This is a genomic window from Flavobacterium dankookense, from assembly GCF_004362665.1.
GTDB lineage: Bacteria > Bacteroidota > Bacteroidia > Flavobacteriales > Flavobacteriaceae > Flavobacterium > Flavobacterium dankookense.
Genome location: NZ_SNXR01000003.1, coordinates 1 through 13,797, shown reverse-complemented (window position 1 = coordinate 13,797; position 13,797 = coordinate 1). Strand labels below are relative to the sequence as shown.

The 13,797-nt window shown below is 32.1% G+C and carries 14 protein-coding genes; 10 read left to right on the top strand and 4 right to left on the bottom strand.

The window, feature by feature from the left end; translation table 11 throughout:
- Positions 1 to 39: 39 nt before the first annotated feature.
- The 5 genes from fahA to BC748_RS00890 all read left to right on the top strand — a co-directional run bounded on the left by fahA (position 40) and on the right by BC748_RS00890 (position 6,341).
- The gene (gene fahA / locus BC748_RS00910; protein ID WP_133531586.1) at positions 40 to 1,323 is read left to right on the top strand and encodes a fumarylacetoacetase; all 1,284 of its coding nucleotides are present in this window, start codon (positions 40 to 42) and stop codon (positions 1,321 to 1,323) included.
- An 88-nt stretch (positions 1,324 to 1,411) separates the two neighbouring features.
- Entirely contained in the window at positions 1,412 to 2,494 is a 1,083-nt protein-coding gene (gene gcvT, locus BC748_RS00905; protein WP_133531585.1) for a glycine cleavage system aminomethyltransferase GcvT, read from the top strand.
- Positions 2,495 to 2,530: 36 nt separating this feature from the next.
- Entirely contained in the window at positions 2,531 to 4,525 is a 1,995-nt protein-coding gene (locus BC748_RS00900) for a S41 family peptidase (RefSeq protein WP_133531584.1), read from the top strand.
- 2 nt (positions 4,526 to 4,527) lie between these two features.
- Positions 4,528 to 5,562, top strand: coding sequence for an LIC11966 family surface protein (locus BC748_RS00895; protein ID WP_133531583.1), 1,035 nt, complete (start codon positions 4,528 to 4,530; stop codon positions 5,560 to 5,562).
- Between the two features lie 68 nt (positions 5,563 to 5,630).
- Positions 5,631 to 6,341, top strand: coding sequence for a YebC/PmpR family DNA-binding transcriptional regulator (locus BC748_RS00890; protein WP_133531582.1), 711 nt, complete (start codon positions 5,631 to 5,633; stop codon positions 6,339 to 6,341).
- A 70-nt stretch (positions 6,342 to 6,411) separates the two neighbouring features.
- Here the strand turns inward: BC748_RS00890 and BC748_RS00885 are convergent, their stop codons facing one another.
- Entirely contained in the window at positions 6,412 to 7,452 is a 1,041-nt protein-coding gene (locus BC748_RS00885) for a carboxypeptidase-like regulatory domain-containing protein (RefSeq protein ID WP_162846380.1), read from the bottom strand.
- A 216-nt stretch (positions 7,453 to 7,668) separates the two neighbouring features.
- Between BC748_RS00885 and BC748_RS00880 the strand changes: the two genes are divergently transcribed.
- The 4 genes from BC748_RS00880 (at position 7,669) to BC748_RS00865 (ending at position 9,964) form a co-directional block, all read left to right on the top strand.
- Positions 7,669 to 8,253, top strand: a complete 585-nt coding sequence (locus BC748_RS00880) for a hypothetical protein (RefSeq protein WP_133531580.1) — start codon at positions 7,669 to 7,671, stop codon at positions 8,251 to 8,253.
- A gap of 3 nt (positions 8,254 to 8,256) precedes the next feature.
- Positions 8,257 to 8,697, top strand: a complete 441-nt coding sequence (locus BC748_RS00875) for a hypothetical protein (protein WP_133531579.1) — start codon at positions 8,257 to 8,259, stop codon at positions 8,695 to 8,697.
- A 244-nt stretch (positions 8,698 to 8,941) separates the two neighbouring features.
- A complete protein-coding gene (locus BC748_RS00870) occupies positions 8,942 to 9,274 on the top strand; it encodes a hypothetical protein (protein ID WP_133531578.1) in 333 nt (110 codons plus the stop codon).
- Between the two features lie 6 nt (positions 9,275 to 9,280).
- Positions 9,281 to 9,964: a hypothetical protein gene (locus tag BC748_RS00865; RefSeq protein ID WP_133531577.1), complete on the top strand. Its 684-nt coding sequence runs from the start codon at positions 9,281 to 9,283 to the stop codon at positions 9,962 to 9,964.
- Positions 9,965 to 9,972: 8 nt separating this feature from the next.
- Here BC748_RS00865 and BC748_RS00860 read toward each other — a convergent pair whose 3' ends face one another.
- Positions 9,973 to 10,593 (bottom strand): L-threonylcarbamoyladenylate synthase, encoded by a 621-nt coding sequence (locus BC748_RS00860; RefSeq protein ID WP_133531576.1) that lies wholly within the window; start codon positions 10,591 to 10,593, stop codon positions 9,973 to 9,975.
- Positions 10,594 to 10,688: 95 nt separating this feature from the next.
- Positions 10,689 to 13,019 carry an ATP-dependent helicase gene (locus BC748_RS00855; RefSeq protein ID WP_133531575.1) on the bottom strand — a complete coding sequence of 777 codons (2,331 nt, stop codon included), beginning with the start codon at positions 13,017 to 13,019 and terminating at the stop codon, positions 10,689 to 10,691.
- Positions 13,020 to 13,123: 104 nt separating this feature from the next.
- Here BC748_RS00855 and BC748_RS00850 point away from each other — a divergent pair, with 104 nt between their 5' ends.
- Positions 13,124 to 13,645 (top strand): DUF7935 family protein, encoded by a 522-nt coding sequence (locus BC748_RS00850; RefSeq protein WP_133531574.1) that lies wholly within the window; start codon positions 13,124 to 13,126, stop codon positions 13,643 to 13,645.
- Between the two features lie 44 nt (positions 13,646 to 13,689).
- Here BC748_RS00850 and BC748_RS00845 read toward each other — a convergent pair.
- A partial coding sequence (locus BC748_RS00845) for a T9SS type B sorting domain-containing protein (RefSeq protein WP_133531573.1) occupies positions 13,690 to 13,797 on the bottom strand: 108 nt, incomplete at its 5' end.

The following is a 13,797-nucleotide window of genomic DNA, read 5'->3' as shown; positions in this document are numbered from 1 at the left end:
TTTGATTAGAATTTTTTCAACAAAATAAATCTTCATAAAATGCCCATAACAACCAACAATCCTAAAAGAAAATCGTGGCTTACTGTATTAGAAAACAGCGACTTTCCTATTCAAAATATTCCTTTTGGTGTTTTCTTGACTAAAGATGATGTCATCACAATTGGAACACGAATTGGAGATTATGCTATCGATTTAGGTGCTTTGCAACAACTAAACTATTTTGATGGTATAGAATTAACTGACGATATGTTCATGCAAGACACGCTGAACGATTTTATTTCGGACGGAAAAAAAACATGGCGATTGGTTAGAAATCGTATTGGAGATATTTTTGACAGCAACAATCCAGAACTAAGAGATAATCAAGAACACAGAGATATTGTCATTTTCAAAATGGATGAAGTAGAAATGCAACTTCCTGTTTTGATTGGTGATTATACTGATTTTTATTCCAGTAAAGAACACGCTACCAATGTGGGTAAAATGTTCCGTGATCCTGAAAATGCTTTATTGCCAAACTGGCTTCACATTCCTGTTGGCTATCATGGTAGAAGTTCTACGATTATACCTTCTGGAATTCCTATTCATCGACCAATGGGACAAACGTTGCCTAATGGCGAAACAACACCTGTTTTTGGTCCGTCACGTTCGGTTGATTTTGAATTAGAAACTGCTTTTATTACTACAGATGCCAACATTATGGGTGAAAACATTCCTATCAATGAAGCAGAAGATTATATATTCGGGATGGTTTTATTGAACGATTGGAGCGCAAGAGACATTCAAAAATGGGAATATGTTCCGCTTGGACCATTTTTAGCCAAAAACTTTGCTTGCTCCATTTCTCCTTGGATAGTAACCATGGATGCTTTGGAACCGTTTAGAGCTAAAGGTCCAGTTCAAGAACCAACACCACTTCCCTATTTGCAACAAAAAGGAAAACATACTTTTGACATCAATTTGGAAGTATATCTTGAACCTGAAAATGTAGAACCAACGCTACTTTCTAAATCCAATTTTAAATATATGTATTGGTCAATGGCGCAACAATTAGCACATCACACTTCAAACGGTTGTCGCGTAAATTCGGGTGATATGATGGGTTCTGGAACGATTTCTGGTCCAACTCCAGACAGCTTTGGCTCTATGCTTGAATTAACTTGGGGTGGAAAAAATCCAATCAAAATGAATGATGGTTCAGAACGTAAATTCATAAATGACAACGATACCGTTACGTTTAAAGGCTATTGCCAAAACAGTTCAGTGAGAATTGGATTTGGTGAAGTAACCACTAAACTGTTACCGCCTTTTGTTAGAAAATAAATAGTAGATTTTAAATATTTAATATTAGATATCTAAAATCTAATATTCATATAAAACAACACAAACAAACTAAATTATAATAAAACGAATGAAAAATACCGCTTTAACGCATATTCACGAAAGTCTCGGAGCAAAAATGGTTCCGTTTGCAGGATACAATATGCCTGTACAATATGAAGGAGTAAATGCTGAACACGAAATTGTTCGCACTGGTGTTGGAGTTTTTGATGTTTCACACATGGGCGAATTTTTGCTAACTGGTGAAAATGCCTTGGCTTTGATACAAAAAGTAACTTCAAACGATGCTTCTACTCTAGAAATCGGAAAAGCACAATATTCTTGTTTACCTAATAAAGATGGTGGAATTGTTGACGATTTAATTGTTTACAAAATGAAAGAAAACCAATATTTATTAGTGGTTAACGCTTCTAATATTGAAAAAGATTGGAACTGGATTTCTTCTTTTAATGACTTAGGAGTTGAAATGAAAGACCTTTCAGATGATTATTCATTACTTGCAATTCAAGGTCCGAAAGCGGTTGAAGCTATGCAATCGTTGACTTCTATCAATTTATCTGAAATAAAATATTACCATTTTGAAGTAGGCAATTTTGCTGGAATTGATGATGTAATTATTTCTGCTACAGGTTATACAGGTTCGGGTGGATTTGAAATTTATTGCAAAAATGAAGAAGTAGAACACGTTTGGAACCAAGTTTTTGAAGCAGGAAAATCATTCGGGATAAAACCTGTTGGATTAGCTGCTCGCGATACTTTGCGTTTGGAAATGGGTTTTTGTTTGTATGGAAACGACATCAACGATACGACTTCGCCACTTGAAGCTGGTTTGGGTTGGATTACTAAATTCACTAAAGAATTTACGAATTCTGAAAATCTGAAAAAACAAAAAGAAGCTGGAGTTTCTAGAAAATTAGTTGGTTTTGAATTAACCGAAAGAGGCATTCCAAGACATGATTATGAAATTGTAGATGCAAACGGAACCAACATAGGCATTGTAACATCGGGAACAATGGCACCAAGTTTAGGAAAAGCAATCGGAATGGGTTATGTTACAACCGAATTTTCAACAGTAGATAGCGAAATTTTTATTGTAATTAGAGATAAAAAAATTGCGGCTAAAGTGGTGAAAATGCCTTTTTATAAAAAATAATCCATAATCCTACTGAAAAAAATACTTTTTATACTCTTGTTTACACCCGTTTTGCTTTTGGCCCAAAGCGAACAAATTCCTTGTGTAACGCTATCAAAAGTTAATGACTTATTTCAGAAACTACATTACAGTACAAAACCTGTTGATGATAGTTTATCTACTTATGTTTACACTAATTTCCTGAGTGAATTAGACGAAAACAATAGGTTGTTTACTGAAGTTGATTTAGAAAAACTCAACGATTTCAAGTATAAAATTGATGATTATATCAAAAGTAAAGACTGTAACTTTCTTGAAGTTATGTATCAAAGTTACACACAGGTTATAAACCGATATGTAGCTACTATTAAAGAACTTAACAATGAAAATTTTCCAACGAGTAGTACTGAAACTATTACTTTGTCACGAAAAAGTTTTCCACATTTGAAAAATGAAATTGAGTTAAAAAAACTTTATAAAAAAAGACTTCTATTTTCAATTCTAAGAGAAATTAGCGAAATTAACTCAAACAAAGACTCCTTGGTTACTAATTTTAAATCTATTTATGATACAAAAAAAGGCAAGCTGTTTGAAAAATTCCTGTGCAAAGCAGCTGATTTACATTTAAGCAAAGAAGATTTTAACGAAAAATTCTTCACTGTTTTTTGTTCCTATTTTGATCCACATTCTACCTATTTTTCACAAAAATCAAGATCAAGTTTTTACTCTCATTTAAGTTCAGACAATTTAAGTTTTGGCTTTTATATTGCTCAAAATGATTCTGATGAAATTTATGTAGCCGAAATACTTCCGGGAAGTTCAGCCTACTACAGTGAAAAAATAGAAAAAAACGATATTCTTTTAAAAATTGTTCACAATGAAACTGAATATGTTATTGATTGCATATCTGTAGAAAAATTATTTGAAATACTAAATTCTGACACCTATAAAACAGCCGAATTTACTTTTAGAAAAATAAACGGTTCTGTATATAGCATTCGATTAGATAAAAAGATTTTGAAAGATGTTCAAAACAATGTCTATAGTTTTATTCTAAACAACAATGACAAAAAGTTTGGTTACATAAAAATCCCATCTTTTTATGCAGCTTTCGACAATGGCAAATCAAATATAAGTGATGATGTAGCTAAAGAAGTTTTTAAATTAAACGAAGAAAAAATCGATGGCTTAATCATTGATTTGCAAAACAATGGTGGAGGTTCTTTGGAAGAAGCTATTCGACTTTGCGGTTTGTTTATTGACATTGGACCAGTTGCAGTCATGAATGATAAAAACAATAAAAAAAATATTTTAAAAGATACAAATCGCGGTACTATCTTCAATGGAAACATGGCTGTACTGGTTAATGGTTTCTCGGCATCAGCAAGCGAATTATTTGGAAATACCATGCAAGATTACCAAAGAGCAATCATCGTTGGAAACACTACTTTAGGAAAAGCAACCATGCAACAAGTTTTTCCAATTGAAAATTCAAATAACGAATTTGTTAAAATCACTTTAGAAAAATTTTATAGAATAACTGGAAAAAGTAATCAATTCATTGGACTTACTCCTGATGTGGAAATACATTCAATTCTTGACAAGCAAATACCAAGAGAAAAAACCAATAAATCGGCATTAAAAAGTGATGAAATTGAAGTAAAACTTAAATATGAGTTGTACAAAAACAATAATTATACTGCTGCCATTCAAAAAAGTAAAGAGAGAATACTAAATTCCGAAGAAGTAAAAAAAATTATTTCTTTGAACGAAAAGATAAATCCATTTTATGAGACACAATTTCCGCCAATTGTTTTAAATTTCGAAAATGTTTACAACGATATTTCTAAAATAAATACGCTTTGGAAAGAACTAAAAGCGTATTCCGAAATAGAACATCCTATTAATGTTCAACTGAATAAAATTGATTTAGATTATCAAAAATATGATTCATTTCTAAAAACTATTTCTGAAACTCGAGTTAAAATGGTAAAACAAAATTTTGCTATTTTAGAAGCTGTAAACATATTAACCGATTTAACAACTCCATAAACATGAAATTAAAAATAATAGTAGCATTTGTGCTTTTAAGTTCATTAAGTGTTTTTTCACAAGAATTTAATAAACCATCCGATTATCTAACATTTATAAATAAAGAACAAGAACTGATTTCCCGAAGCACTTGGAAATATACATCTGCTGTGGCTCATTCCAAAAGTGCTCGAAAAATTGATGCTACTCGAAAACAATTAATAAAAAGCATCCAAACCTCAAGAAAGAAAATAACCGATATAAAAAATGGTTATAAAGGCGATACTGATTACCAAAAGAAAGTTATTGATTATCTGAATTTTTGTGAAATAAGCCTCAACGAAGAGTATGATAAAATCATTAACATGCAAGAAGTTGCAGAACAGTCGTATGATGCAATGGAAGCCTATCTTATGATGAGAGATTTGGTTAATAAAAAAATTGACGAAGAAAATGATAAAGCAACTCTTGCCTTCAACGAATTTGCCCAAAAATATAGCATCACAATAAATAATCAAGAAACAGAATTGTCAAAAAAGATAAACATTTCTGGAAAAGTATTTGATTATCACACTGCACTTTATCTTTTATTCTTTAAAACTAATATTACCGATTTAAACTTGTCATTAGCAATTGAAAAGAAAGATTTGGGAGCAATTCAACAAAATGGAAACGCTTTACTTCAATATGCTAATGAAGGATTAGAAAAAATTAAAGTGATACAACCATATGAAAAAGACAATTCATTGCTACTAGCAACAAAAAAATGCTTGGAATTTTACAAAAAAGAAGCTGAAGTTTTTGTGCCAAAAATGGTTGACTTTTATATGTTCAATGAAAAATTTGAAAATGCTAAAAAATCATTAGAAAGCAAAGCAGCAAAAGACAAAACAAAAGAAGAAATTGATAACTACAATGCTATGGTAAAACAAGTTAACAAAGAAATTGAAAACTTCAACAAAACAAACAATAGCAATTATCAAGAAAAAAACAGTCTACTAAATAATTGGAATTCAACAGGTGATATGTTTATTTCTAAACATGTTCCGGCAAATTAAAAATAGAATACAGAAATTGGGAATAAAATAATATTACCTTATTTTTGCAAAAAAATATACACCAAGAAATGGGAAGAGCATTCGAATTTAGAAAAGCACGTAAAATGAAACGTTGGTCAGCCATGGCCAAAACGTTTACTCGCATTGGAAAAGATATTGTAATGGCAGTAAAAGAAGGTGGACCAAATCCAGAGTCCAACTCACGCTTAAGAGCTGTCATTCAGAATGCAAAAGCGGCAAACATGCCGAAAGAAAATGTAGAACGTGCTATAAAAAAAGCATCCGATAAAGACTCAGCTAACTTCAAAGAAGTACTTTTTGAAGGTTATGCACCACACGGAATTGCTATTTTAATTGAAACGGCAACAGACAATAATAATAGAACAGTTGCCAACATCAGAAGTTATTTCAATAAATGTAACGGAACACTGGGAACACAAGGTTCGGTGGAATTCATGTTTGACCATACTTGTAATTTCCGCATACCTTCCGAAGGTCAAGATGTAGAAGAACTTGAATTGGAAATGATTGACTTTGGTGTGGAAGAAATTTTTGCTGATGAAGACGGAATTTTAATGTATGCGCCTTTCGAAAGTTTTGGTGCTATTCAAAAAGAATTGGAAACAAGAGGTTTAGAAATATTGTCTTCAGGATTTGAACGTATTCCTCAAATAACCAAGGAACTTACTGCTGAGCAAGTGGCAGATGTTGAAAAACTTTTAGAAAAAATTGAAGAAGACGATGATGTGATGAACGTTTATCATACAATGCAAGAATAAAATAGATAGTTAGATTTTTAGATAACTAGATTATTAGATAATAAACGCTGTGATTTTCTCGGCGTTTTTTTTATTCCTCTATTCCATAATTGGTAGGAAGCAAATCACCAATTCGTTTATCACTCATATCGCCAGCAAATAAAATATCTTGCACATTAGAATGAATTCCAAATTGATCAACATTAAAAACAGGTGTTAAGAAAGTAACAGCAGAGGTTCTGCTTTTGTCAAAAGAAATTTGATAATGCGAATAAAACTTCGTGTCGACCAATGCGTTTTTAGAAGTAATTTGAACGGGTTTGTCGGTCAGGTTTACCTCTTTTAAACCTGAATTGTCTTTAAAAATAAAATTACTTTTCACAGAAGCAACTTTCTTGTTTTTTACGAGCAAAAACTGATTTTCAGCCATTTTATCACTAACCAAACTTCGGAAAAAATGCAACACCGAACCACGATAGGATTTCAAGCGTTCGTTAATCACTTTGGCTGATTTATCCGTTTCTGTAAATCGAGAAACGCCTGTGAACAAAATTTTATGAACATCTCTTGACTCAATACTCAGCGAATGAAACTCTACTACAAATGAACTGATTTCATACGCCACTTCATATCCCAAAACTGGATTTTGTATAATCAACGGTTTATCCGAAGTAGCTACAAGCACTTTATATTTTTCGTCATATTCAAAATCAATATCTGCTTCGTTAGTGATAATTGCTTTCCGCCCAGCTTTGGTATCGCCAAGAAACTGCTCTCGGAATAGCTTCAACATTTGTTTTCGAGTAAACCGATTTTTTTTCACCACAACTTCTTTCAAAGTGTTTGTTGATGGTTGCAATTTGATTTGTAACTCTTCCGTAGCCGAATACGAATCGACCGTTACCGATTGATAACCGATATAACTAATCACCAAACTCGCATTGATTTTTGAAGGTACAGTAAGCTGGAAAACACCATTTTCGTTACTCACCGTTGCAATAGACGTTCCATCTAGATAAATATTGGCTCCAAAAAGCGGCTGATTGGTTTCGTCAAGAATTCTACCCTTAATAGTTTGAGCCAAAACAATAGAGGAACAAAAAAGTAACAAAAGTGAAAAAAGCTTTTTCAAAATAACGGTTTTAATTTGCCACAAGATACTATTTTTTGTTTTTCAAAATATAGGGCTGATGTTTTATTTTATATATTTACGAATATAATTACTTGTAAACGTTTGTAATTGTTTACAAGTAATTACAAAGGGAATTTGAGGTAATCTGCTAGTTAGCAGACATTTTTCCATCGTGATGGAACAATTCGGTAAATTGAAAAACAAAAATTAAGTTTTATGATATATAATATAATTGGCTTATCGCTTGATTTAATTGGTGTTATTTTATTATTCAAATATGGAATATTACCCGACAATCTTTGGGAACATATCTTGATGGATAATGGAATGAGCGAAGAAGATGAAAAAAAACATAAAATATGGTCTAAAGTTGCAATGTCATTCCTTGTATTAGGATTTCTATTTCAATTAACTGGTTCGTTCATTCAAAATCAAGAAAGTAAAGCTGCAAATAAAGAAACTCAATTTGAAAATATAAATTTAGGCACAGACACTAATATTACGACAGGAATAAAGGGTAATCTTAAAGTAAAATATGACAATAGAAAACTATTCTACCAATTGAAAATTAATACTAAAATAAAAACCTTAGATAGTATAAATAATCTTATAATTGAACTAAAAGATAAAGATGGTTTTAGAATTTCTAAGATTAACATTTCTCTTTTAGAAGATGAAAATATTATTAGTAGTTTAATAAAAAAAGACAGTATTAGTTTGGAAATCAACAACAATGAGCCGTTCTCAGCAAAAAATTATTTGCAAATTAACAAATGGGAATTATTGACAAATAAAAAATAATTAATGGAAATACTACACAAATACGAAACAGAAATTGAAGAATGGTTTTTAAAAGATTTAAATCAATTTATTGGAAGTAATACTGACAATTTAGAATATGAGTTTGGTATTTCACCTCAAGATCCAAATGAACCTGATTGTTGTTATTTTAATGTTGGTATTATTAAAACTATAAGGAATTCAACAAATGGTATTGTATTTTCAGCTAAAGTGAATACCTGTTTTAAAGTTCGAAATAATAATAAAATCCCAACAATTGAATTTTGTTTTGATATAATTGATAGTGGAACATTTGAATTTGCGAAAATTTTTAATGACAGAAAAAAGCAAACACATATTTCAAACAAAAATATTGCAATCCCTATGATTGAAGACTTTAGAAACGAAATTCAAAAAACAATAAACTTTTGGTTAAGAAACATCCGTAATACTGGAATCAACTAAAAACGTCTGCTAACAGCAGATTTCGCGCTATTGCTAGTTTTCCTTGAATTGAACTTCTTTCTTCACGAAAATATTTTATCTTAGCAATCAATACGCAGTTCATTGGTATCGCAACTGTCGCCAAGCAAAAAAACAACAAGCTAGCTTCTCAAAAATTTTGCGATAAAGGAAATTCACGTTAGAACAAACCTAAAAAGTACCTTTGAAACTAACTTTTTAAAAAATAAACAAGACACTGGCCAAAGTGAACAAAGCACCGGCCAAAGTAAACAAGGCACTGGCCAAACTAAACAAGACACTGGCCAAAGTGAACAAGACATTGGCCAAAGTAAACAAGACACTGGCCAAAGTGAACAAGACATTGGCCAAAGTAAACAAGACACCGGCCAAAGTGAACAAGGCATCCGCCAAAGTAAACAAAGCATCCGCCAAAGTAAACAAGACATCCGCCAAAGTGAACAAGACATCCGCCAAACTAAACAAAGCATCCGCCAAAGTGAACAAGACATCCGCCAAAGTAAACAAAGCATCCGCCAAAGTAAACAAGGTATCCGCCAAAGTCAAAAACCAATTATAAAAAACAATGAAACAAAAAATCCTTAACAAAATAACACTAATAGCGACAGTGCTTTGCTCCTACTGTAATGCACAACAATCTGATTTTATCGTTACAAAATCTTTGGATACTATTTATGTAGAAAAAGTAACTACTACAGACGATAAAGTAAAAACGATAAAAAACGGTAAAAAAGTAAAATACAATATTGACGAAATCATCAGTTATTATGATGCAAAGGAAAATAAACATTACGAAAGAGTAAAAAATCCTTTGGTTGATAAAATTAAAGCCAAAGAAGTAGATAGATACGATTATCGTGCATTAGAAACTGCACATATAGATGATTATAAAAAACGAGTTGAGTATAAATTTTTTCATAGAGTAACGGTTGGGAAAGTAAAACTATTTAAAAACGTAGTTTTAATTGCCGCTAGTGGAAATGCCTATCAAGGAACTTTTTATAATTCTCAAGAAGATATAACCTATTACATATCCATTTACGACTCAAAATTAGAAGTAATCAACCAAAAAAATAAATTAGAACTGACAGATGAACTGTATGAATTATTAAAAGTATATCTTCATGGAAATGAGGACATCGACAAAAAACTGGAAAAATTATACGCATCAAAACTCATGGTAAAAGAAGCGCAGATTATTGATTTGATTAATGAATACAATATTGCCGTAGCAAGGAAAAAACAGTAATCTAACAACTAAAATATATCTGGATCGCCTTTTCCTTCTCTAACAATAACAGGTTCATAACCCGATAAATCAATAATCGTAGAACCAATATTATCGCCATAACCACCATCGATTACCAAATCTACAAGATGTTGCCATTTCTCAAAAATCAGTTCCGGATCAGTTGAATATTCTAATACTTCATCTTCGTCGTGAATGGAAGTAGAAACGATTGGATTTCCCAAAAGTTTAACAATTTCTAAAGCAATATTATTATCCGGAACACGAATTCCGACGGTTTTTTTCTTGCGAAATTCTTTCGGTAAATCGTTGTTTCCTGGCAAAATAAAAGTATATGGTCCAGGCAAAGTACGTTTTAATATCTTAAATGTAGCAGTATCAATCTGGCGAACGTAGTCAGAAAGATTACTCAAATCATGACAAATAAAAGAGAAGTTGGCTTTTTCAAGTTTAATTCCTTTAATCTTTGCAATGCGTTCCAAAGCTCGTGAATTGGTAATATCGCAACCCAAACCATATACGGTATCGGTTGGATAAATCACCAATCCACCATCGCGCAAAACTTGCACTACTTTTTTAATAGCCGCTTCGCTGGGTTTGTCTTCGTATATTTTAATGAATTCTGCCATTTAGATATTAAATTTTAGATATTAAATATTAGATATTTGAAGCTAGATTTATGATTTATGATTTTCGATATTTAATATTTCATATCAAATATTATCTAACCAATCACATCCAATTTCGCAAAACGCAACAACAATTTTTTAATTCCGCCAACGTCAAATTTAATTTCCGCTTTTTTATCAGCGCCAACACCTTCAAGGTTGATGATTTGTCCTTTTCCAAATCGCTCGTGCATCACAACATCGCCTACGGTTAATTTGCTGTCAAATAAATTAGTATTGTTTGGAGCATTACTCGAAACTGGTTTCAATTTACGAATTGTTGCCGAGGAAACAGGTTCGTTATCATTTCTTTTTGGTGGTGTTCCAGCCAAAGGTTTTGCCAAACGCAATTTTGATTTATCAACATCGCCAAAAATATCCAAATCAATGGATGGTTTGTATCGATAACCTCCAGCATCAGATGGATTTATATATTCTAAATAGTCGTCTTTTATTTCTTCAATAAAGCGCGAAGGTTCAGCATCAGTGAGTTTTCCCCAACGATATCGTGATTGCGCGTAGGTTAAATACGCTTGATGTTCAGCTCTTGTTAAAGCAACATAAAATAGACGACGTTCTTCTTCTAGTTCGCTGCGCGTATTTAAACTCATCGCACTTGGAAATAAATCTTCTTCCAAACCAACGATAAAAACATATGGAAATTCTAATCCTTTCGCCAAATGTATCGTCATCAAAGCTACTCTATCGTCATCGCCAGTATCTTTATCTAAATCAGTAGCTAAGGCAACATCTTCTAGAAATTCAGACAAAGCACCTCGAGCACCGTCAATTTCTTTTTGACCTTCGGTGAAATCTTTGATACCATTCAAAAGCTCTTCGATATTTTCTATACGAGCAATACCTTCGGGAGTTCCATCTTTTTTCAGTTCTTGAACCAAACCTGTTTTTTTAGAAACATGATCGGCAAGATAAAAAGCATCTTGACTTTCGTTAATGACTTGAAAACTCTTAATCATTGTCACAAAATCTTGCAATTTTGCTTTTGTTCCAGAGTTAAGCTTTAAATCGATTTTATCAATATGTTCCATTACTTCAAAAATGGAACGCTTGTAATGATTAGCAGCAATGGTTAATTTTTCAATCGTTGTGTCTCCAATACCTCGAGCAGGATAATTAATCACTCGAACCAACGCTTCTTCATCCTTTGGATTAATTACTAATCGTAGATAACACAATACGTCTTTGATTTCTTTTCTTTGGTAGAAAGACAAACCTCCATAAATTCGATACGGAATATCTCTTTTTCGCAATGCATCTTCCATGGCACGCGATTGTGCATTGGTTCGATATAATATAGCAAATTGACCGTTGAGCATTTGATTTCTCATTTTGAGGTCAAAGATTTCACTGGCAACAAATCGTCCTTCTTCTCCATCAGTAACACTGCGGTGTACTTTTATTTTTGGACCAAAATCATTGGCAGTCCAAACAATTTTGTCAAGCTTAGTCTTGTTTTTGTCAATAATAGAATTGGCTGCTTCTACTATGTTTTTGGTTGAACGATAATTTTGTTCAAGCCTATAGGTTTTTACATTTTCATAATCTTTTTGAAAATTGAGAATGTTATTGATATTCGCTCCACGAAACGCATAAATACTTTGCGCGTCATCACCAACCACACATATATTCTGAAATCTATCCGATAAAGCGCGAACAATTAAGTATTGTGAATGGTTCGTATCTTGGTACTCATCCACTAATATATAACGAAACCTATCTTGATACTTCGCCAAAACATCTGGAAAACGATTAAGCAATTCGTTGGTTTTTAATAATAAATCATCAAAATCCATTGCTCCACTTTTAAAACAACGTTCCACATAATGCTGATAAATTTCACCCATTCGTGGCTTTTTGCTCATAGCATCTGCTTCTTGCAATTCGGGATTATTGAAATAGGCTTTTACGGTAATCAACGAATTTTTATAGGAAGAAATTCGACTAAAAACTTGTTTGGGTTTATAAATATCTTTGTCTAATTGTTGCTCTTTTATAATTGCCGAAATCAATCGAACGCTATCTTGCGAATCATAAATCGTGAAATTAGAAGGATAACCTAACTTATCGGCTTCGCTTCTCAAAATACGTGCAAAAACTGAGTGAAATGTTCCCATCCAAAGGTTTTTGGCTTCATTGTTTCCAACGATATCAGCAATACGTTTTTTCATTTCACGTGCTGCTTTGTTGGTAAATGTTAAAGCTAAAATATTGAACGCATCAACACCTAAACTCATCAAATAGGAAATACGAACAGTCAATACACGAGTTTTTCCAGAACCTGCACCAGCAATAATAATCATTGGTCCATCCTTTTGAAAAACAGGTGCTTGTTGAGCTTCGTTAAGTTGAGAAATATATTTTTGCATTATAATTTTTTCAGAAAGTTCAAATTTATGATTACTACTACTTAATTACAATATATTTCATGCCTATTTCTATTATATTTGTCAACAATTTAAAAATTACGAATATGGATATTGACAAAATTTTAGAAGTTGTACTTTATATGGTTCCTGCGTTGCTAACTGGTGCAATTGCTTTTACCTTTTTTAAAAAATTTGTTGACAATGAAGAAAACAGAAGACGATTCCAGTTGCTTCGTGAAAATCAAAAACATTCCTTACCATTGCGTTTACAAGCTTATGAAAGAATGGCTTTGCTATTAGAAAGAATAAATCCTGCAAAATTGCTACTCAGAGTTGCACCTTTAAACGATAATAAAATGGATTATCAAAATCTTTTGATCCATCATATTGAGCAGGAATATGAACATAATTTAGCTCAGCAAATTTACATTTCAGACGATTGTTGGACGATGATTTTAACTGCAAAAAATACTATCATTCAAAACATAAGAAAAACAGCTTTAGACGAAACGGTTATTAATTCTGATAAATTAAGAGAAAAGATTTTGAGTAATTTATTAGAAAGCGAATCCGCAAGTTCATTAGCACTAAGTTATTTAAAAACAGAAGTCACACAACTTTTATAAAACAAAAAAAACCACTCAATCGAGTGGTTTTTTTATTTAATCATTTATCGTTTCAGCGAGAAATGGGCCTTAAACTCCTTACTTACATTTTGTTCTAAATACTGTACACTAAACCAGTAATCAGTTGATGGTAGTGGTTGACCGTTGTAACT

Coding starts and splice junctions, on each gene's coding strand:
- fahA (WP_133531586.1), top strand. CDS start 40: ATGCCCATAACAACCAACAATCCTAAAAGAAAATCGTGGCTTACTGTA.
- gcvT (WP_133531585.1), top strand. CDS start 1,412: ATGAAAAATACCGCTTTAACGCATATTCACGAAAGTCTCGGAGCAAAA.
- BC748_RS00895 (WP_133531583.1), top strand. CDS start 4,528: ATGAAATTAAAAATAATAGTAGCATTTGTGCTTTTAAGTTCATTAAGT.
- BC748_RS00890 (WP_133531582.1), top strand. CDS start 5,631: ATGGGAAGAGCATTCGAATTTAGAAAAGCACGTAAAATGAAACGTTGG.
- BC748_RS00880 (WP_133531580.1), top strand. CDS start 7,669: ATGATATATAATATAATTGGCTTATCGCTTGATTTAATTGGTGTTATT.
- BC748_RS00875 (WP_133531579.1), top strand. CDS start 8,257: ATGGAAATACTACACAAATACGAAACAGAAATTGAAGAATGGTTTTTA.
- BC748_RS00865 (WP_133531577.1), top strand. CDS start 9,281: ATGAAACAAAAAATCCTTAACAAAATAACACTAATAGCGACAGTGCTT.
- BC748_RS00860 (WP_133531576.1), bottom strand. CDS start 10,593: ATGGCAGAATTCATTAAAATATACGAAGACAAACCCAGCGAAGCGGCT.
- BC748_RS00855 (WP_133531575.1), bottom strand. CDS start 13,019: ATGCAAAAATATATTTCTCAACTTAACGAAGCTCAACAAGCACCTGTT.
- BC748_RS00850 (WP_133531574.1), top strand. CDS start 13,124: ATGGATATTGACAAAATTTTAGAAGTTGTACTTTATATGGTTCCTGCG.